At 46.5% G+C, this 20,083-nt stretch carries 24 protein-coding genes; 16 read left to right on the top strand and 8 right to left on the bottom strand.

Annotation, left to right across the window (positions count from 1 at the left end; genetic code table 11):
• Positions 1–29: 29 nt before the first annotated feature.
• The 13 genes from PG728_RS05625 to PG728_RS05565 all read left to right on the top strand — a co-directional run bounded on the left by PG728_RS05625 (position 30) and on the right by PG728_RS05565 (position 13,847).
• Positions 30–1,079, top strand: coding sequence for a glycosyltransferase family 2 protein (locus PG728_RS05625; protein ID WP_270626257.1), 1,050 nt, complete (start codon positions 30–32; stop codon positions 1,077–1,079).
• A gap of 146 nt (positions 1,080–1,225) precedes the next feature.
• A complete protein-coding gene (locus PG728_RS05620) occupies positions 1,226–1,960 on the top strand; it encodes an IspD/TarI family cytidylyltransferase (protein ID WP_270626256.1) in 735 nt (244 codons plus the stop codon).
• Entirely contained in the window at positions 1,957–2,967 is a 1,011-nt protein-coding gene (locus tag PG728_RS05615; RefSeq protein ID WP_270626255.1) for an alcohol dehydrogenase catalytic domain-containing protein, read from the top strand. The genes PG728_RS05620 and PG728_RS05615 overlap by 4 nt, the downstream gene beginning before the upstream one ends.
• Before the next feature lie 5 nt (positions 2,968–2,972).
• Entirely contained in the window at positions 2,973–3,986 is a 1,014-nt protein-coding gene (locus tag PG728_RS05610) for a glycosyltransferase family 2 protein (protein ID WP_270626254.1), read from the top strand.
• Positions 3,973–5,100, top strand: coding sequence for a glycosyltransferase family 4 protein (locus PG728_RS05605; protein ID WP_270626253.1), 1,128 nt, complete (start codon positions 3,973–3,975; stop codon positions 5,098–5,100). The genes PG728_RS05610 and PG728_RS05605 overlap by 14 nt, the downstream gene beginning before the upstream one ends.
• Before the next feature lie 101 nt (positions 5,101–5,201).
• Positions 5,202–6,050 (top strand): LicD family protein, encoded by an 849-nt coding sequence (locus PG728_RS05600; protein WP_270626251.1) that lies wholly within the window; start codon positions 5,202–5,204, stop codon positions 6,048–6,050.
• A 26-nt stretch (positions 6,051–6,076) separates the two neighbouring features.
• The gene (locus PG728_RS05595; protein WP_270626249.1) at positions 6,077–6,916 is read left to right on the top strand and encodes a LicD family protein; all 840 of its coding nucleotides are present in this window, start codon (positions 6,077–6,079) and stop codon (positions 6,914–6,916) included.
• Positions 6,916–8,610: an O-antigen polysaccharide polymerase Wzy family protein gene (locus tag PG728_RS05590; RefSeq protein WP_270626248.1), complete on the top strand. Its 1,695-nt coding sequence runs from the start codon at positions 6,916–6,918 to the stop codon at positions 8,608–8,610. Before PG728_RS05595 ends, PG728_RS05590 begins: the two co-directional genes overlap by 1 nt.
• A complete protein-coding gene (locus PG728_RS05585) occupies positions 8,603–9,643 on the top strand; it encodes a YveK family protein (RefSeq protein WP_270626247.1) in 1,041 nt (346 codons plus the stop codon). Before PG728_RS05590 ends, PG728_RS05585 begins: the two co-directional genes overlap by 8 nt.
• Before the next feature lie 29 nt (positions 9,644–9,672).
• A complete protein-coding gene (locus PG728_RS05580; protein WP_270626246.1) occupies positions 9,673–11,205 on the top strand; it encodes an MATE family efflux transporter in 1,533 nt (510 codons plus the stop codon).
• A 580-nt stretch (positions 11,206–11,785) separates the two neighbouring features.
• Complete coding sequence (locus PG728_RS05575; protein WP_270626245.1) at positions 11,786–12,040, top strand: hypothetical protein; 255 nt, start codon at positions 11,786–11,788, stop codon at positions 12,038–12,040.
• A gap of 126 nt (positions 12,041–12,166) precedes the next feature.
• On the top strand, positions 12,167–13,225 hold the full coding sequence (locus PG728_RS05570) for a hypothetical protein (protein ID WP_270626244.1): 1,059 nt from the start codon (positions 12,167–12,169) through the stop codon (positions 13,223–13,225).
• Between the two features lie 52 nt (positions 13,226–13,277).
• Positions 13,278–13,847 (top strand): hypothetical protein, encoded by a 570-nt coding sequence (locus PG728_RS05565; protein WP_270626243.1) that lies wholly within the window; start codon positions 13,278–13,280, stop codon positions 13,845–13,847.
• 107 nt (positions 13,848–13,954) lie between these two features.
• Here PG728_RS05565 and PG728_RS09360 read toward each other — a convergent pair whose 3' ends face one another.
• The 7 genes from PG728_RS09360 to PG728_RS05535 form a co-directional block, all read right to left on the bottom strand.
• Positions 13,955–14,140, bottom strand: coding sequence for a helix-turn-helix domain-containing protein (locus PG728_RS09360; protein WP_408648208.1), 186 nt, complete (start codon positions 14,138–14,140; stop codon positions 13,955–13,957).
• 80 nt (positions 14,141–14,220) lie between these two features.
• Complete coding sequence (locus PG728_RS05560) at positions 14,221–14,613, bottom strand: hypothetical protein (RefSeq protein ID WP_270626242.1); 393 nt, start codon at positions 14,611–14,613, stop codon at positions 14,221–14,223.
• Positions 14,614–14,687: 74 nt separating this feature from the next.
• Complete coding sequence (locus PG728_RS05555) at positions 14,688–14,960, bottom strand: hypothetical protein (RefSeq protein ID WP_270626241.1); 273 nt, start codon at positions 14,958–14,960, stop codon at positions 14,688–14,690.
• Positions 14,961–15,022: 62 nt separating this feature from the next.
• Positions 15,023–15,310: a hypothetical protein gene (locus PG728_RS05550; protein ID WP_270626240.1), complete on the bottom strand. Its 288-nt coding sequence runs from the start codon at positions 15,308–15,310 to the stop codon at positions 15,023–15,025.
• Between the two features lie 68 nt (positions 15,311–15,378).
• On the bottom strand, positions 15,379–15,654 hold the full coding sequence (locus PG728_RS05545) for a hypothetical protein (RefSeq protein WP_270626239.1): 276 nt from the start codon (positions 15,652–15,654) through the stop codon (positions 15,379–15,381).
• Positions 15,638–17,236, bottom strand: coding sequence for a VG15 protein (locus PG728_RS05540; RefSeq protein WP_270626238.1), 1,599 nt, complete (start codon positions 17,234–17,236; stop codon positions 15,638–15,640). Before PG728_RS05540 ends, PG728_RS05545 begins: the two co-directional genes overlap by 17 nt.
• Positions 17,237–17,245: 9 nt before the next feature.
• Entirely contained in the window at positions 17,246–17,959 is a 714-nt protein-coding gene (locus tag PG728_RS05535) for a phage portal protein (protein WP_270626237.1), read from the bottom strand.
• A 101-nt stretch (positions 17,960–18,060) separates the two neighbouring features.
• On the opposite strand from PG728_RS05535, the gene PG728_RS05530 reads away from it, so the two are divergent.
• From PG728_RS05530 to PG728_RS05520, 3 genes are all read left to right on the top strand, one after another.
• Positions 18,061–18,270: a hypothetical protein gene (locus PG728_RS05530; RefSeq protein WP_270625451.1), complete on the top strand. Its 210-nt coding sequence runs from the start codon at positions 18,061–18,063 to the stop codon at positions 18,268–18,270.
• A 9-nt stretch (positions 18,271–18,279) separates the two neighbouring features.
• Entirely contained in the window at positions 18,280–18,555 is a 276-nt protein-coding gene (locus PG728_RS05525; RefSeq protein ID WP_270626236.1) for a hypothetical protein, read from the top strand.
• A 396-nt stretch (positions 18,556–18,951) separates the two neighbouring features.
• Complete coding sequence (locus PG728_RS05520) at positions 18,952–19,233, top strand: hypothetical protein (RefSeq protein WP_270626235.1); 282 nt, start codon at positions 18,952–18,954, stop codon at positions 19,231–19,233.
• A gap of 40 nt (positions 19,234–19,273) precedes the next feature.
• On the opposite strand, the gene PG728_RS05515 is transcribed toward PG728_RS05520, so the two are convergent.
• Positions 19,274–20,083, bottom strand: coding sequence for a hypothetical protein (locus PG728_RS05515; protein ID WP_270626234.1), 810 nt, complete (start codon positions 20,081–20,083; stop codon positions 19,274–19,276).

The raw sequence follows: 20,083 nt of genomic DNA, 5'->3' as shown, positions 1-20,083 counted from the left end.
AACTATTGGCGTCCTACCCAGGAAATAGTATGAATCACTTGGAGTCTGTAAAAAAACCGAAAATATCTGTGGGGATTATTGCATTAAACGAAGAGGAATATCTTCCCGATATGCTCTCCTGTATCCAGGCTCAAGACTACCCACACCATCTTATCCAGGTGGTACTGGTAGATAGCAGTTCTGAAGATGCTACCCCCCGGATTATGAAGGACTTTGCCGCGCAGGCAACCGACTTTGAATCCATTACTCTGCTCCCTAACCCCGGTAAAACCCTACCTAAGGGATTTAATCTATTCCTTAACTCTGCTACCGGAGAGATAATAGTCAGACTAGATGCTCACGCCCGTATCCCAAATAATTTTTTGAGCCAAATGGTAACGGTTCTGCATGAAGGAGAGGACGTGGTCGGCGGACCTCGACCTACTGTCACTCCCAAGAATGCCACCGCCTGGCAACGGGTATTGCATACGGTCGAAGAATCTTTATTTGGAGCCTCAATTGCAAAATATCGAGGGGAATCAAAGTCCGATGCTAACGCACCTCAGTACGTAAAATCGGTATTCCACCCCGGATACCGCCGCTCGGTGATAGATAAAGTGGGTTCTTTTAACGAGGAGCTCACTCGCACTGAGGACAACGACTATTCCTACCGCATTCGCAAGGCCGGATACAAGATTCGTTTTGATTCTAGAATCCATTCTGAACAGGTAATTCGCCCTTCACTTTCTGCAATGATTAGACAGAAATACCATAACGGCTACTGGATAGGGCGAACCCTGTTCGTACAACCCGGATGTGTCGAGGTCTACCATCTGGTACCTGGTGCTTTTGTATTGGCAATTGCCCTGGGAATCGCGCTGCGACTACGAGGAGTTAAGCTACCGTTGCGGCTGCTAGCGGCCAGCTATGGAACCGCCGACCTGGCTTTAAGTGCGCTATCGCTTCCAACCCTGAATCCGCCCACCAGTAAAGCTGCCGCCCTGCCTTTGATTTTCCCCGCCCTCCATATCGCCTACGGCATCGGCACTTGGAAAGGAATAGTTGAAGGCGCCTATAGAGCCTTCAGAGGGAAGAAATAGAACTTCCTCAGGATGATTTTTAACTGAATTGCCCTATCTATAAATATGAACTCCAGCGCCACTCGACAAATGTTCAGCTCCCAAAATCACAAACAGCTATAATTCGGATTACGTAAGCCTCTAAACAACCAGAAAGCACAGCGTTTATGATACATGCGGCGATTTTGGCGGGCGGCACCGGCTCGCGGATGAAAATGGCGAATATGCCGAAGCAGTTCCTAGAACTGGGCGACAAGCCGGTTATCCTCCACACCATTGAAAAGTTTTTACTTATTCCCGAGTTCGATTCAATATACGTTGGCGTACATAAAGACTGGACTGACTACACGAGGGATATTCTTAGCCGCGAGGGACTGAGTGAGAAAGTAACTGTGGTTACTGGTGGCTCAAACCGTAACGGAACAATTGCTAACATCCTTAATCACATTCAGAAAGACCACGGAGATAACCCTGACTCGGTTGTGGTAACCCACGACGCAGTCCGCCCCTTTGTTTCTCTGGCGATTATTACCGCCAATATCCGCGCTGCTCAAGAGCACGGCGCCTGCGATACCGTTATACCCGCGACCGACACTATAGTTAATTCCACAGATGCTGCCTTAATTGCAGAAATCCCCGATCGCAGCCAGCTATATCAGGGGCAGACCCCGCAAAGTTTTAAGATTGGCTTACTCCAAGATGCTTATGCGCGCCTTTGTGAAGAAGAAAAAGCTAGCATCCCGGATGCCTGCAAAGCACTAGTTCTAGCCGATATTCCCGTAGCCTTAGTGGCAGGCGCACCCGAAAACATCAAGCTAACCACAGTGATGGATTACCGCATAGCTCAAGCTCTCATTGACCGTCTACCTGGGGAAAGCAGTCCCCAAGGAGAAGCTGTATGATTACCGCTTCCTACCAGGTAACTGCTCCGCGCACTGTAGCGGTAAAATTTCACGAGATAAGCGCCCAGAATCGAGTGTGGGTACGTCCTACCCATATGTCTATTTGCCACGCAGATCAACGCTATTATCAGGGAAAACGACCTCAGGCTATTTTAGAAAAAAAATTCCCTATGGCTTTGATTCACGAAGCTGTCGGAGTTGTGGTTCGTGATGATTCTGGTGCTTTCCGGGCGGGCACCCCGGTAGCTATGATTCCAAATATCCCCGGAAAACCCATAGCAGGAATTTACGAAAACTACGCGCCTGGCTTTACTTTTTTATCCTCAGGTGCCGATGGTTTCATGCGCGAAATCGTGGATTTGCCGGCCAGACAACTGGTGCAGATTCCCCAGGCAAGCCCCCTTACTTCCCAAACCGAAATGACTTCGGTTGCGTGCCACGCAATTTCGCGTTGGCAGGCGTTTGCCGATACTGGTCGCACCACCGTAGGAATCTGGGGAGACGGGTCAGTCGGATACATACTCGCCTCGGTGCTGCGAGAACTTCATCCAGAGCTAGAGATAATAGCAATCGGGGTTAATCCCCCTAAACTCGACTATTTCAGCATGGCAAATGCCACCTATCTTGCCGGTAATCTTCCCGAGAATTTCTCGGTAGATTATGCTTTTGAATGTGCCGGAGGTGAAGGCTCTGTCTCTGCTATCAATGAGATAGTTGAAGTTATAAAACCGCAGGGCGTCCTTACCTTGATGGGAGTTACCGAGAATCCGGTGGGGATAGCTACCCGCACGGTACTAGAAAAGGGACTTACCCTGGTAGGTAGTTCTCGTTCTGGTCGCTTAGATTTTGAAAAAGCCGCCTCTCTGTGGGAAAAAGACAGCTTCTGCGCCAGAATAAGCAGAATCATTTTTGAAGATTCCCCAGTACGAGATGTAGATGGAATCCACCGGGTTTTTGGTAACGACCTCAGCAGTACCTTTAAAACTGCATTTAGCTGGGAAATCTAATCGTTATGGCAAATGCTAACCCCCTCCATGCTGCTATCACTGAGCAGCCCCTGGTAAGCCTGATTCTACCTGTTTATAACACCGGTAACCATCTCCGGCGTTGTGTAGCGTCGATTCAGGCGCAGTCCTATGAAAATTGGGAAGCTATTCTAGTAGACGATGGATCTACGGATGACTCTGGAGAACTATGCGATTTGCTAGCTGAGGAAGATTCCCGTGTCCGTGTAGTTCACCAAAAAAATGCCGGTCTTTCGGCTGCGCGTAATATTGGAATCTCCCGAGCCGCTGGGGAATTCATTTCGTTTATTGATTCCGATGATTTGGTATTACCAGATTTTATTGCTGCACTTTTGCAACAGTTCAACAAGGCTACGATTGAGATAGCCGTGGTGGGGATAGTAGACCGTTACGGCAGCCAAGACCGGGTAAATACCAGTCCCCTACGCGAGACATTGAGCTACGAAGAATTCTTTAAACTTACTTTATTAGGGCGCGCTCCGGGATCCGTATGTAATCGGCTTTACCGGCGTTCCGCCCTCGATAAGCTACGCTTCCGGGTAGGGCGTTATTATGAGGATTCTTTTTTCACGATTGACGGTTTAGGACATTTCAGAGAGGTTTCAGTAAACCTTGAACCTCTGTATGTATATGTACATCGAGAAAGCTCGATTACGACCCAGCCCTTCAGCTTCAGCTCCCTGGATCTAATAAAAGCGGCGGATTTGGCTCACCGTATTTGTGCGCAGTCCTATCCTCAGGTGAAAGAGGCTGCAACTTTTCGCTGGATTTCTGCCCGCTTTGTGGTACTTGACCGTTTGTTACAGGTTCATTCGCCAGCCGAAAACACTATCAGAGCTCAGCTTATAAAGGACTTACGGGCGCACACCTGGGCAGTTATAAAAATGTCCGGTTTTCACTACACTCGCAAGATAGCGGCACTAGCACTCTTTTTTGGCTGGCCACTTTATAAACTACTCGTCCAGGCTAAACAAAGGAGAACCACTCTTGGGGAAGCCTAGAATCGCCTTTGCGATATGGGATATCGGTAATGTCGGAGGCGCACAAAGGGTAATCGGACTGGTAGCTAATGCCTTATGCGCTGACTTTGAGGTTCACATTGTTAATCTCTATGGCTATCCGGAAAAACGCGGCCCCTCTATCCCCATTGACCCCAGGGTTACAGTTTCCTATTTAGGCAAAGGCACGATGCCGCGACTTCGAAAAACCATCGTGCAATCTTTTAATCCCCTGCGAAAGTATCTGAAACAAAACCAGATTGACGTTTGCCTCCTGCAAACCACTGATATGGGAATTATCGCCGCCCCGGTGGTTTTATGGAGCCGCTTATTTGGCGGCAGAAATCGCTGCAAGTTTGTGTTTCATGACCATGGGGCACTGGCAGCGCAGCTAAGCCAAAAAGATATCACTACCATTCGTAAGATTTCTGCCCGCCTGTGTGATCGGACTGTGGTGCTTACTAAGCGCAGCGCCGCGGATTATCAAAAGTTTCTTAAAATGCCGCGGCGGAAGTTAGCGGTTATAACAAACTGGATTGATCCTGAGATTAACCCCGAGGACGTGCAGGCAGATATCAGCGCAAAAAGAATTATTTGGGCAGGCAGGCTTTCAGCAGAGAAAGGTCCCTTGCGGATTCCCGAGATTGCAAAAGAAATTTTCCCCAATTTCCCTGATTGGCAATGGGATATCTTTGGTGACGGTGCGGAACGCGAAGCTTTGGAAAAGAAAATTCGTGAGTACGGCCTGGAAAACCAGGTATTTTTACGGGGAAAAACCGCGCATCTCTATGAAGAATTCCCGAAATATTCAATCGGAACTCTCACTTCGGATATGGAGGGAATGCCGATGTTCCTCCTAGAAGCTACCGCTTTTTCCTTACCTTGCGTCTCTTTTGACGTAGTTACCGGTCCTAATGAAATCATTGCTGATGGTCAGGACGGTTTCTTGGTAAAACCTTTTGATACTCACCTTTATGCGCGCAACCTTCAGCATTTAATGGCTAGCCAAGAGTTACGAGAGGAGTTTTCGAAGCGGCAGAGATTAGTTAAGGAAAAATTTTCTATGCAGAAAATCGCTCCTCTCTGGAGAAGATTTTTATCTGAACTGGCCGGGTAAATATCTTCCTAAATCTGGAGAACCTATTATCTGCTAGTTTTGTATTATTAACAGATACATTCCCATGGTTTCTAATATAAGTAGGGCAAAACGGAGTAGAAATGAGTTTTGATTCTGGTGACAGCACCGAGCGCCTATTATCACTTGAAGAAATAAAGGCGCACGAGAAAGAAACTCTTCAGGTACTTTGGCAGTACTGCCGGAAACATAAAATCCGAATGTGGCTTGCCTACGGAAGTCTGCTGGGAGCAGTAAGGCATAAAGATTTAATCCCCTGGGATGACGACATCGATGTGGTGATGTTAGCGGATGATTATTTTCAACTTATCGAGCTACTAAAAGAAACTAACGGCTTTATTGATGACCGATACCGCTTTGTTTGCTCCGCAATCGACTCGCGCTGCCCCGTTAGTTGGGGAAAAGTAATAGATACCCATACTCTGGTAGAAGAAGAGATTTTAGATATCGATTCGATTCCCAGTCTTAATGGACTATGGGTCGATATATTCCCTCTGTACGGAGTTCATAAACAGAAATTCATACAAAAAGGCGCAACTACCGTTTCTGACTTCCTTTATTTACTAATGCGAATTGCCTGTTGGAAGAGACTTCCCGGAATTGGGAAACGTGGTCAGCTAGTTGCCTCGATTTTCGGGAGATTCGCTAAGCGGATTGGGTATGCGGCATTCGCTAAATCCCTAGAACTATGGTTAAAATTCTGCTTTCCTACCACTAAAAAAGCCCGAAGTGTCTTTTGTAGCGCACGCCCTGAACGGGAATTCCCGATTGCGCTGTTCCAAAAATCCATCCCTCTGGTTTTGGGGAATCGCAAATACCCTGCCCCCGCGAACTACGATACTATGCTCACAATGATGTACGGAGACTACAGAACGATTCCCCCGGTCGAAGAACGTGTCTATCACCCGATGAAAGCCTGGCTGCTGAAATAAGACTGCCGGACAGAAAGTAGCTTGAAATGTTAGTCCCTAAACCAGGCGAGGCTTTGAGCCCTCAGGAAGTCAAGGATTTGGAGTTTGAGATTCTCGCAGACTTTGCTTCTTTCTGCAAAGCTCACAACTGGCGCTATTGGATTGCCTATGGGTCGCTATTGGGAGCGGTGCGCCATGGCGACATGATTCCCTGGGATGATGACATCGACATTTGGATGCCCGCAAATGACTATTACAAAATGCTCGCATATTACAAAGCCAACAAGGTCACCTCTCCCATTGGCAAAAACCGGGAACTGCTCTGCCCCGAAACTGACTGCAATTCCTATACAGTTTTTGGGAAAGTCGTGGACACCCGCACAGTTACCTCTGAAGCTTTATCCACGGCCAAAGTGAACAATATGGGAGTTTGGATTGATATTTTTCCCCTATACGGGGAAAAAAACTCCCGGTTCTTAAATTCGCTTGAAAAGAGCATAGTCTACTTACTTCTGGTCTGTATGCAGATTTCCACGATATCAAATCGCCCAAAACACACCTGGAAAGGTAAAATAGCACGCCCTCTCTTGACACCGCTAGCAAAATTAATCGGATACCAACGTTTCGGAATAGCATCCTCAAAACTCCTTAGCAAATGGTTCAATTCATTCGACAAGGCGACCACGGTTTTCGCATCTGATAATTTGTTCCGGAATCATCGTAAATCTATTTTTAAAGAAACTATTTATGTAAAATTTGGAGAAGCCATGTACCCGATTCCCCGTCGATACGACGAGTTCCTACGGGTCGAATATGGCGACGATTATATGACTCCCCCTCCACCAAACGACAGACAAAGTCATGAGCTAAATGCGCGGTGGCGATAATGGCAAATCAGGCACGAATATCTAATAGTACAACCAGAATTTCTATTCCCACCTTCTTCTCGGTTCGCTCTATTATTGCCGTTGCTGCATTATTCGTAGCTTTTATTGCGGCTATTACTTTTATTTTTACCTGGGGAAGAGTCGATTGGGAAAATTCCTTTAAGACTATTTGGGCTATTTGGGCAGCCCTGATTGTTTACTGCTGCGCACGTTGGCGAGAACAAATAGTTACTATTTTCTTTCTACTTGCGTTTTTCTTATTCCTTTTAGGTCGCCCCTTTGTGCGTATTTTACAAGGGAAAAAGTGGTGGATTGGCGGTGTCCCCGCAGTTGAGTTTTCTCTATGGATATTATTCCTAGCGCTAATTTCATTAGGGGTGGGAGCAATTCTATTTGCTCTGTTTACCAGACAACCACGAAGCGAAACTATTTCTCGATTCGCTTTTATTCGAAACCGCTTCCTTTCCGGTAACCGAGTTGAATGGCTAGAAAAATACCGGGATGTGAATCTAAACTTACACGCCCTGGCCGCAGTTTCCCTGACTATTTTTATAATCTGCTGGTTAGCCTCCGCCTATCTTGGTTACGAAAAACTCTCTTTCATCGTAGATAAATCGTACACTGATTATTTTCTGTACTTTAAAGAAAGTGCCCCTTTACCAGTGCGCACTTTAGCGACCTTCACTGACTATGCGCTCTGCATTTATCTACTCACCATGCCGCGTAAACGACACGCCTATGTAGCGCTAAGCTCAAATATACTGCTAAACATTCCCACCCTTCTTGTGGGCTTGCGTGGCAGATTTATGTTTTCAGTTCTTTTTGCGACGCTTTACTTCTTTTTACGAGCTCGTCACGACAGTAAAGATACCTGGATAGGACGTTTTGAAAAAAGAGGACTAATTTTCGGTATTCCCGTTGCTATCGTCATACTGAATTCTATTAACTACATTCGTTCTCAAAAAGTAAATTTAACCGCAAATTTTCTTGAGAGTATTGTTGATTTTTTTGACAAACAGGGAGTTTCCTTTGAGGTACTTTCCCATGGTTACTACGCTGCATATAAGACAGCTTCCTTTGAAAACAACTACACCTTCGGACCCTTCATTGATTTTCTAACCCGTGACTCCTACGGGCGACTACTCTCCGGCTTACCCTCCCTACCCGGAAATAACAGCCAGACGATGGCCACCGAGTCTCATTCTTTTGCTCATGCGCTCAGTTTTTTTCAACACCAGAACTATCTAGGAGGCGAGGGCTACGGTTCTTCCTATTTACTGGAACTGTTTGTAGATTATAGCTGGCTCGGCGTTATCTGCGGATCACTAATACTTGGAGTTGTTTTGGCAGCTATGCCCCGAATGTTTGACCGGGGAGGAATCAGCGGATTAGTGGCATTGTGCTCTTTGGAATCTATTTTCTGGATACCACGTGACTCTGCCTTGGGATGGCTAACCTTCATCGTTTCGATACAGTTCTGGCTGCTAGTAGCTATCGTTTATCTGCTCGCTGAGGTTTTATCTTCACGCCGCCCCTATCTGACTTCTAGCCTTAATTACTCGACTCGAGGGGAAAAGCTGAGCACTTCACCTCAAAATAACCCCAAGCCGCACCCACTAAACCTTGCTCTGCTTTCCTCGAAACCACTAGAATTACTCGCAGCTAAGAAACCACAAGGAGACCTCTATGCCTAACGCAGTTATTTCTTCTGCCAAAGGAGCCATACAAAAGTATTGGTGGCTAAGTATTGTTTTTGCCCTGTTATTCACAGCTGTCCCGGTATTTACCAGCGGAGGCTCCGCCACTTCTTTCTCCCGCAGTTACTCTTCGTCCGCCGCCCTCGGGATTCCCACTAAAGTTACAACCTCAGACAATGAATCCAATGATGCAACCGACTATTCCAGTTTTGTAATTAAGGCAGGAAAAGGAATTATCGAACAAGACCTTTCAAAAAGAGCAGTTACCCACTTTGGTACTAATGCCGAAAGCCTTTCCTTTAGTTCCCCTCCATACCTTGACTCTTTTTACCGCACACCAGTAAATGTCCCTATCCTCAGCATCAACGTTACTGGCGATAATCAAAAACTAGTAAAAGAAGCAACCGATTGGGCTCTAGAGGAAACAAAAAATGATCTCGCCGGATTATTCCCTGGGGTGTCAGTGAATATCTATCAACAGGCCACTGCCCCCACAGAAACTGTTCTTACTGAAAACAAGTCAGGATTATCAATCTCGCGTATTATCCTATTTGCTATTCTCGGACTGTGCGCCGGTTTGATTGTCGGTATGTTTATTGAGTTCATTAATCCCCGATTACGCACTAGACGCGATTTTGTAGACATCTTAGGGATTCGCGGTTCCCTGGTTTCTTGGCCTAACAAGAGTAAGGTCAAGAGAAATCAGCAGGTTTCTATCCTAGGGGTATCACTGGCATCGTCAGTAAAAGAGGATTCAACCAAGACCATTTGGGTAGCTGGTTTAGGAGCAAATGCCCCCAGCGCTGAGGTCTATGAAACAATCACTGAGATTGCAGACAACACAATGGTGACCGTAAAGCTAATTGACGATTTACTATCCAACCCCAAGTGGGTTTTAAAGGTCGCACCCCAGGATTCAATTCTCTTAGCAACTAGAGCAGGTGCAGCTAAACCCCAAGAACTTCGGGATACCCGCACACTGCTATCAAATATAAATAAAGACAACATTTCAGCCGCCCTAGCCCGGTAAGGCTCGGATACCAGGAACGGCGAGCGAGCATGACTCGGCTTAAAAGAAGCGCCCAAAACGCAGCGGTTGGAATTCTTGGGCAGGTATTTTCAATTGCCTGCAACTTTGCAACACGCATGGTATTTGTGCGCACCCTGAGTCAGGACTATTTAGGAATTGAGGGTTTGTTTTCCTCGTTGCTGGTAATGCTCTCCCTGGCCGAGTTGGGAATCGGATCAGCGATAATCTACTCACTCTACGAACCTTTAGCGAAAAATAATCGCGAAAAGATTCGTGCATTGATGCAACTTTATCGCCGCGCCTACTGGACGATTGCAGCCATAGTAGCGACTCTAGGGATTTTCTTCTCTCTAAAACTAGAGTGGTTTATAAAAGAAATACCCGATATCAAACACCTGCGCCTTTATTTCCTATTGTTTGTCGCCAACACCGCTGTCTCTTATCTCTACTCCTATAAGGGCACTTTGATTGGAGCAGATCAAAAGCAATATCTCGTGGATATTTGGCGCTATGTATTCACTCTAATCATGACCCTCGGCCAAATCATCGTACTTTTAACGACAGGTTCCTATTTTGGGTTTTTAGTTTGCATGGTTGTATGTACCTTCTTGCAAAACTTCGTAGTTTCGATAGTTACCGATCGTCGTTACCCATTCCTAAAGAGCAAAATGCCGGTACAGAAAATTGACCCGGATACACTGTCAAAAATAAAGAAAAATACTTTTGCGTTGGTTCTTCATAAAATCGCTGGTATAGCTTCAACTCCGGCAACCAACGTAATTCTTTCAGTTTTTATTGGTCTGCATACCGTTGCTCTTTACGCAAATTATTTACTAATCACCAACGCTTTACAGCGCCTGATTTCCAGAGTATTTGATGCCACTGTTGCGTCTATAGGTAATCTGGGGGTTGAAGAGACTCAAGAAAAGCAGCTGCGGGTTTTCAATCTAACTTTTTATGTTAATGCCTGTTTAGCAGCATTGGTATCGATTCCTCTATTAGCTATTTTCACCAACGCTATGCATATCTTTTTCGGGGAACAATATGTTTTTCCAGTATCAATCGAGCTAGCGATTGTCTGCCTCTTTTATTTGAAAGCCATACGTACCGCTGCATTAACTTTTACTAGCGCTTATGGACTATATTGGTTCACTCGCTGGAAAGCGATTATCGAGACTATCGTATTAATCGGTTTAAGTATTATAGCTGCGCAACTATTTGGGATTATTGGGATACTAATTGCGAATTGCTTTACCAGCTTCTTTGTTTCCGGAGCTATTGAAGCTTATATGCTCTATAAACATGGATTTAAAGTGTCATCTCGTGGCTACTTTTTGAAAATTACCGCATACTCAATAGCTACTATAGGTGGCGCATTGCTGGTCTGGTTCCTTTTGTATCCCATTGGCAACACCACTTTAACTTCTCTTTTATTAAGAGGGATAGCTTCCTTTGCTCTCAGTATAATAATGTTTTTTGGTGCCACCTGTTGGACATCGGAGTTTAAAGAGTTTTGGAAAATGCTCAAGGCTATTTATGTAATGCTCAAAAGAAAAGCCTGATAGAGTTTATTTTTCCCAACCCGGGAAAATCATAGCTAATCCCCAGAGCTTTTCCGAGTTAATACCTAGGATATTAATACCGCACGATTCAAGCCAGATGTTACAGTTTGTACTGAAGCCTGTCCATAATCATTCTTTTTCTAACTTTGAGACGTCGTTAAACTTTTTACACAGCCGATTTACCATCTCGCGATGGACACCTTGTGACTAATCTGCTCACTCATACATATTTACGCGCTAAACTAACCGAAGTCCCTCTCCAATGACGCACTATTCTATAAGACGGTTCATAGGGGTTTGGTTTTGCCATTTTGCCAGTTATAGATAACGCCTTCGCTGTGTCCTGTTAGGCGGGCTATGTCTGGGACTTTCCAGCATTGTTGGGTACAGTACGCACGTTTAGGGGACGAGACAAGATACTTTGGGTATATTTTACTTCTTCACCTTGGAGATTTAGTCCTCCAGAACATGCGCGAATCGCTGATTATTCGCCTGGATACGCGTCCTCCTTCGGAGCTCAGATACCATACCTAATAATCATAAATAACCAACCTGTAAGGTTACAGAGAGGACAAGGTAAATGCTGCGACTAGACTTCAATAGCAATAAAATCATCATCCCTAATACGCGATTACTTTTTGAAGAGTCAGTTAATGCCTTGAACGCTGGAGCAAAAAGAGCCGCGGTGCTATCCCTTTGGGTGGCAGTATTCTTCGACATCCTGGAAAGAATCACCTTGATGGCTGATTCAAACAATAACGCCCGTTCTTACATAAAGAGTTACGAAGAAGCAGCAACTAAGATGGGAGATAGTGGCAGCTGGAAAAAGATGTAGCAAATTGAACATGACATTCTTAAAAAAGCGCTGGAGTTCGAAATTATCGATCCTGATGAGAAAATTGCCCTAACAAGGCTCTATGAAGATCGAAATCGGTGCGCTCATCCTCATCCCAAAGGTAGCTTGAATACGCAATTCACCCCTTCACGCCCTGAGGTTTACGCTCACCTAGATTTTGCATATGTTCAATTATTCACTCGCCACCCACTAGAAAAATCAAAGAAAATGACCGCAATACTCTCAAATGAGATTTGCTCTTTGACTTGGCCACAAAAGAAAAGCGTAAAGGAATACCTTAAAACGCAATATTTTAATCGCCTTACAGAAACTGGACGAACAAGACTAACACAGCTTTTCATTAAGAGTACTCTAACTCCCCCAGATATTTCATCGATACCAGACGTTCAGGTTCAGGAAGACACTATCTTTTTCCGTTTTAGAGATGCGAGCAGGATGATTAAAGAAATTGATTATTCTCTTTTCTTCTCTGTGTTAAAGGACGCCACTGACCGGGCGGAGGACAACGGAAAAGTAAACAGCGACTATCTCTGCCGTCTCATTAGCTTAGCTGGCGATTATCCAGAAATGTGGGAGAATCTCTCAGATAGCATCCATGCGAAAATTTACTCACTCATGCACGGTACGTCAGATTCAGAGTTATCTGGACGACTCGCAGAAATGGATTTTTTCGATGGCCATCCTATTGACTCCGGAAATGAACAAATTGACACAAAATACCTTGAACTCCTAAATAGTCTCCGTGGGGAATACCTTTCAACTGCAATAAGACGTGCTTACAACAAAGCAAAATTTAAGACTGCAATATTCAATAATCTTCGTTTTGTAGACAGCTGGCTAGAGGCGACCAAAGCAGCTGCCTTATTAACGAATGTTGCTTATTCACTAACCGTTAAAGACATTGAAGAGCTCACTGAAATTATCTGTTACCACAGTGGTAACACTTACAATTACAACCAAATTGTCAATGCTGAAGGTGTAGATCAAGCTCTGGAAGAATCATTCTTATCTACTGAAACTCGAGATATAGAAATCCTTAAAGCATGGCAGAGCCTTAGTCAGAAGGTGAGAGAGGTTACTCATCCCACCTACTTCCAAGGTAAAGAGCCACCTTACGGTGAATTACAAAAGCAAATTGAGGAAGCTTTAAATTCGATTAACTAACAATGAGGAAGCGGATTGTTGTTTCATAGTTAATAGTTGAGGAGAAATAATCATGTTGTCTAAGTTGAGTTACCGGGTTCTTACCGGTGTTATCACTATCCCGGTAATGTTAGGGCTTGCTGGCTGTAATGGTCAGGATGTTAAGAAGTCTGAGCCGGTAAAACCTGCCGTATCTAGTAGCCAGACCGCTAATAGCGACCCAAAGGATACCAGCAAGACTGGGGACGCTGGCAATACCAGCAACACCAGTAATGCTAGCGATACCAGTAATGCTGGTGATACTAGCAAGGCTGGAAAGGCTGCTGATGGTGGTAAGTCCTCTAATAGTTCCAGCTCGCAAAGCGTGAAAGGCAATACCACGAGTACTGGTAAGGGAAGCGTTAAGAGCGCCACCAATCACAAGCCGGTTAAACAACAAACCAGCAAAACCGGGAAAACCAGTAAGAGTGGTAAGACCAGCTCGACCAGCTCTAAACCAAAACCCAAACCCGGCAAGACCAGTACCGGCAAGACCAACAACGGATACAAGCTCCAACCCGGGGAAGTATGGATTGATAAAAACAATATGGATAAGGACGGCTCCATTACAATAGGTGGAGATTCTGAGGGGAATGTTTGGTAAACAGCCGTTAGCCGTTAGCCCTTAGCTAGCCAGGACGCTTTTGCATCCTGGCTAGCTTTTTTATGTATTGACGGGTATTATCGCGGTGTGTGTCCTGGTTTTGGGTGTTACTTTGGGATTTTTTGGCAGTTTCCGCATTCTTTGATTAGTAGGTTGTAGGCTTCGTGTATTACTTGTTGGGGTTCGATTTCGATTATTTCGCAGATCTTGATGAGTACGCTCATGGGGAGTCTGCTTTTGCCGTTTAGCCAGTTATAGATGGCTGCTTCGGTGTGTCCTGTTAGGCGAGCTATTTCTGGGACTTTCCAGCATTGTTGGGTAATTTTTCCTTTGAGGGCACGCCCGACTCTTTCACAGAATTCGTCCTCGCTTCTTAATCCGCGAGCGCTTTCTGAGCGTTTTCTAGTTCGGTTTGTAACTTGGCGATTTCAGCGGTCACGTCCTGTTCTGGTTCAGTTTCCTGCTCGCTTTCGGCAGGGGTTTCTTCGTCAGAATCAGCTTCACCCTCTGAGGACGGGTTAGCGTCTTCGGAGGGGGTTTCCTCTTTACTGTCCTCGTCAGTTTTAGAGGTTTCCTGCTCGCCCGGTTCAGCTTGGTGTTCTTCGCTGTTTTCCGAGGGCGCGGTGTCTTTTTCTTCCTCGCTCGGTTGCAGGTCCTGTACTTCGGTTTCAGGATCTGCATTTTCATCTTCACCCTGCGCGCGGCGCTTGGGTTTACCCGGTTTATTGGGTTTGCGGGGTTTTGGTTTACAGCGGTTCTTAAACATGTTTTCTCCTTACTTTTGGGTATAAGAAAACCCGCATAACCTTTGGTCATGCGGGTTAGCTGTTGGCTATATTTTTAGGGTTGTAAGATTTCCAAGTCGATATATTTTTGATATCGTCGCGAGATTTCTTCCGGGATAGACCCAAATCTTCCCATAGTTGCAATCGCTCCTTCAAGGACTCCTATGGGGTCTCCTTGCAGATCTATTCTTATGTTCTGGATTTCTTCATAAGCTACAGGGTCGAGATCTCGCCAGCTTTGGATAATGTCTTCCATATCTTTTTCCTCTTCGGGAGTTGGTTCTACATAAACCGAACCATCAGACATGACTTCACGCCGATTCTCCATCTCGTACGCCCTCCTCCATGAGGTAAAAAATCTTCATCCTTACGAGTCATCTTTCATCCCGCCTATTCGTCAGCGACAATCAGCTTGCTCAGATTCATAGGGTCTATTTGGTCTTTATCCATAAAGCCCCGGTAATACTCGATAATGCTTCTTGAAACCGGAATTTTATTATTACTTGCCCTTACAAGGCTGGTATAAAAGACAGTTGTAGGTTCCGGAGGTAAACTCTCCAGTTTCGCTTTAACAATCCTGCCGAAAGGTGTATCTAACTCGGACTGGTGAATAAGGAAGTCCCAGATTTCATCTAGTTCTTCCTCACTGGGTAGAAAATCTTCATCATGGTAATCCATAACGGTCATCCTAGCGCCGCCCCTTGCGTTCACCACCAGGCATACGAGTTAGCTTTTGGGCTATATTTTTAGACTTCTAAGATTTCCAGGTCTATGTAGTGCTGGCATCTATCTCGTATTTCTTGCGGAACCTCGATATTATGCCAATAACAATAACCTAAGAGCGCTTCTAGGACAGTGGTTGGTTCTCCGTGCACTTCCATCCGGATGCTATCGACATCCTTTGCAAAATCGGGGGCTAACTCTTTCCAGCGGACAGCAATGTCTTCCATGTCTTTTTCCTCTTCGGGAGTTGGTTCTACATAAACCGAACCATCAGACATGACTTCACGCCGATTCTCCATCCCAGTCACCTCCTTGCAGCTTCCAACTGTTATCTATCCATTCATAATACCCTTTTCCATCAACTGGATACATAGAACGGTATTTCCATTCCCCATTTTCCATTCGAGTCCATAGCGTTTCTATCTCAATCCCGCTCTTTTGTAATCGTATTCTTGCACTCGAATGAACGTCCGAACTATAGGGTTTCCCATGCGCTAGAACCTGCCACGCGGTTCTTTCTATTGCCTCTATAGTCGGTGGCTCAGAACCGAAGAAATTAGGAGGAAAGATGGTATCCCTAATTCCTTCCCTACCTTTAGTATTGATACGGGAAGAATAAGAATGTAACCGTTGCACATGATTCAATCTTCTACGGCTAGGAATCTGTAGTTCAGAGCGAGAACCTACAAACGCGCCAAAATCTTCTGAGCCCCTATCATGCAAAATACCGTGTAAACGCTGCTTACCTTCCCAGCTAGCTACGTATTCTCTATCGTGCCCAGAGTTAAAAATCTCGTTTAACTGCTGTTTTCCATTATCGCTCTTTAGGAACTTTTGTATCAACTGGCGCTGTATCTCGCCATCCTGGGGGCGCAGCTTTCCATCACGTTTCTTCCAGGTGACATCTCTCCACATTTTCTCTAACTGGCGGTACTGCTCAACGCCCTCCCAGTTACGATGATCAAACACAGGAACTACCCTGCAATCACAGTGATCATGGTAGCTATTCCAAGGACCCTTGTTATCTCCCGCGTTCTCGGCTGAGCGGTAAACAGGACCGCGCGAAGCACACATGACGCAAAACCAGCAAGACCTAGCCCCACTAAGCACCCGCGCCCAAGCACGCGGTCTACCAGATTGAAGGCGCTTTTTGGTTTCCTTATCGTAATCAAAGCGTCGTTCCTGTTTTATCCGCTCATCATCCACCAAATCATCAATATCAGCGACCCGTTCCTTAAGCCGCTCGAACTCCTTAAGCAGCCGGGGATCATCAACCGGTAAACCAGTTTGGTCAGCTGCTTCCCTGCGCTCAGCAAGAATACTTTCCTGCATACGAGCAGCAGCCCTATCAAGCGGGGAATCCCCACCCGCGAGCCGGGCAGTCGTAGTAGAACCGGTTTCTTGGTCTAGTTTCCGGGATAGTTCTGCTTGCTCTTCGCTATCGGTTGCGCATCTGCGCACGGTTTGGCGGGCTGCGTTATGGACATGCCGCGAAAGAATATTCCCTAAGATACGGCTAATGTCATAGCGGTTGGCGCTGATTTGTTTGCGGGGTTCGCCAGTTTCCGGATTGGTGCTTTCGGTTATCCGCAATGCTCGTCTAATAGGGTCGAGAACTGCTTTCTCAGGATATAGGGCAAGACCGGGAGTGTAGTCGAGATTCACCCCGTGCTGTATGCCCTCGGAGCGCACATAGGAGATGGCTACCTGGTAGGCAAGACGGCGGAAAGCCCGCACGATAGGCGGAAGCCGGTCAGCTAAAATCCGTTGGGTAATCTCAACGTCACCATCTGCTTGCTGTATGGCTTTACTGGTTTCCCAGCTAATAGCTTTTTTCGCTAAGGCTAAAATCGCGTTCAGCAGTGCTTCATAAGGATTCACGGCACCGCCTTATAGATATAAATCGTCTGGCTCTAGCTGTCCTACTTGTTCTCTGGCTCGCTGCTCGGGAGAGAGTGGTAATAGTTCCCGCGCGGTAGGTGCTGACACCAATCCCTGGGCGTAGGCTTGCAGCACCGTTTGATTCTTCGCTGCCTGGGAGGGAGTAGCTGAATCACGCCAAATGGTTTCCAAGGTCTCAAGTCCGCTAACTGGACTCCCGCCAAGCCCTAAAACAATGCGTGCCCACTGCTCCCACACGTCACCAAACAGCGCCTGTTTACGCTCAGCTTTAGCCACCAGACGTTCCTTAGCGGCGCGCATAGCCTCAGCAGAAGAGGGATTATCTGTGGTAATCCCCAACATTGAGGGCGGGATTCCAGCCACCGCTGACACATTTTGCGCATACATCTTGATAGCCGAAATAATCGGGTTTAAATCCGCGCCCGGGAGCTGCCCCACTTTTCCGTCTGCGGGCCCGTGAATATAGCGACCTAAATACTGTTCAAGTTCTGAAACCTGGCTACCATCAGGGCGGGTAACCTTCTGCGAGTTACCACCCAAAATGTAGCGTTGCGGCATCGACAATAGTTCTTGCGCAACCTGCAGGTTAGTGAAAGAGCGAGAAGCCGCGTCAGCAAAGGGGATAACATCATCCATTTCGCTACGCCCAACCTCATCAGAAGGACGCACCCGGTTTATTAGGGTTAATACCTGAATGGGCATTAGCCCTATTAACCCGCAAATTTGGCGCGCGGGAAAATCAAAACCACCACAAGCGAGCAAGATTTCTTGACACGTGCGAGTGTGTCAAGTAAACTTGCATTATGAGGTTTAAGGCAAGCGCTTTCAAACATGGATACACGCAAGCCGAAATCACCCACGCTATACGCAACGCCTGGCGCATCCTCGACCTTGACGAGGGAGTAACCCTGTTTTTGGGTCCTGCCCCCGATGGACACATAATCGAGGTTCTTACCAACCGAGACGGAGACTGTTTTCACGCCATGACCGCTAGAACCAAATTCTTTCAGTAAGGAGCACCCATGATTACCGACACTAAACTCACTGACGAAGAATACGCCGCCAAGTTCACTCAAACCGACCCAGAAGAAACCATGAAATCTGCCAAGGGAATCTGGGACGCTGATGCCTTCCGTGATATCCAGGTCGCCAGAGACCGTAAAGAACAAGCCGAAACAGAACTCACCCAAGCAGTAGCTAAAGCCCGACAAGCCGGAATGACCTGGCAAGCAATCGGCGGACTGCTTGGAATGAGCAGACAGGGAGCTCAATCCTATTACCGGTCGAGAATCGCATAACACACTCATCACGCTACCTCGACGGCTCTTGAAACGGCATCGACCCGCGCGAGGTAGCGCAAATGCCGAATATAGCGCTACTCTTCCTCGCTAAGCATGAGCTCAGTCAAATGAGCCTGAGCTTGCAGCAACGTGTCACAAGCCGCACAGCACGCCTTATGATCCAGCACCGCCTGCCATATACCCGCCTCAGCCTCATCCGCGAGCGCTCCGGGGTCGGAGGGTTTGGGAGCCGGGCAGGGAGCGACTGCTTTGGGTGTTGGGAATGTTGCGCGCCTGGATTTTGGTCGTGGTAAGAGCAGGGTTGCCAGTGAGGATTTGGAAGAATTAGAGCCCTTTGCGTGAGGGAACTGGGTTGAGAGATTTATGTTTGGCGATAAGGAAAGTGACCACCGCGTGTCTGCCCGGAAGAAGCCGGTTGAGGTTTTAGGGCGTAGCGTTGCTGCAGTGCTGCGGGAAAAGGTTAAGGTTGCGGGGTTTTCTTATCGGGGTATCGCTGAAGCTGCGGGGATGTCTTTGAATCGAGTAGGAATTATCTTTCGCGATGAGGGACCAGCGATTAACGCTGATGAGCTTGCGCGGATAGCGGGCGCGCTCTCGCTTTGCCCCTCGCAAGTGATTACAGAGGCTCAGGCGCGGGTAGCCGGGGCTGCTTCGTCCGCGAGCGGGGCGGGGTAGGATGGTTCGGGTATCTAAGCGTCAGAATCGATTAAAAGTTTCAGGGAGGGCAGGAGCCCATGGTGAACGGGCATATGTCCTGGTGAAATAAGTCCCTATTTTCTGGGCAGAAGAACTGTTTGAAAGGTTGGTTTGTTTTCCAGCTTGGTTCCAGTGTCCTTCCGAAAACTATTATGGTTACATGTTCGGCGCCCTGCAGGGTTAGAGCTTGCGCTGTTGACATGGCGCTAGAGCCAGTAACCCAAGGATCGTCAACAACTACGATGTGTTTCCCTTTAACATTTTCCTGTATTTTTATTAATTCAGGGTGTATCTCTCCGCGCATTTTTGTTTCAAGAGAGGTAGCCTTTCCCTCGTATTTAACTTTGAGATGTGGGAGAGCATCGAAAACTCTATCAGCTAGGATGTGCAAGTAGGTATTGTCTCTTCGTCTTGAGGATGGGACTACTGCGACACTGTCCACGTATCCCCATTTACGGTAAAGGCACGCTAGATGTGACTGGGCAAAAGCCGCTAGCGTTAGAAGCCTCTTGTATGCTTGCGTATAGTACGATGCTTTGGGCTGATTTTTATAGGTTAATAGGTCTTGATAGTACTGTGAGCCTTTTACAGCCCACGCTAACGTATTAAATGACTTGTTCCCCAGTAAATCCTTGTATTTTCTGCACTGCCAGCAATACCTATATCCATTTTCTATCGGCGTGGTACAAAAACTACAAAACCTATACTCACTTAATTCAGGTATAGCGCCTGGAGTTATCTGAGCGAGCATTTCCTGACGAGGGTTGCATACTAATTTCCTAATCAACATATAACTAGAGGCGTTATAACCAGGGGTGTTCTGAAACAT

The organism is Varibaculum timonense (genome assembly GCF_027694345.1).
Lineage (GTDB): Bacteria > Actinomycetota > Actinomycetes > Actinomycetales > Actinomycetaceae > Varibaculum > Varibaculum timonense_A.
Note: the sequence above shows the minus strand (reverse complement) of the source record. Positions and strands in the feature narration are given on the sequence as shown.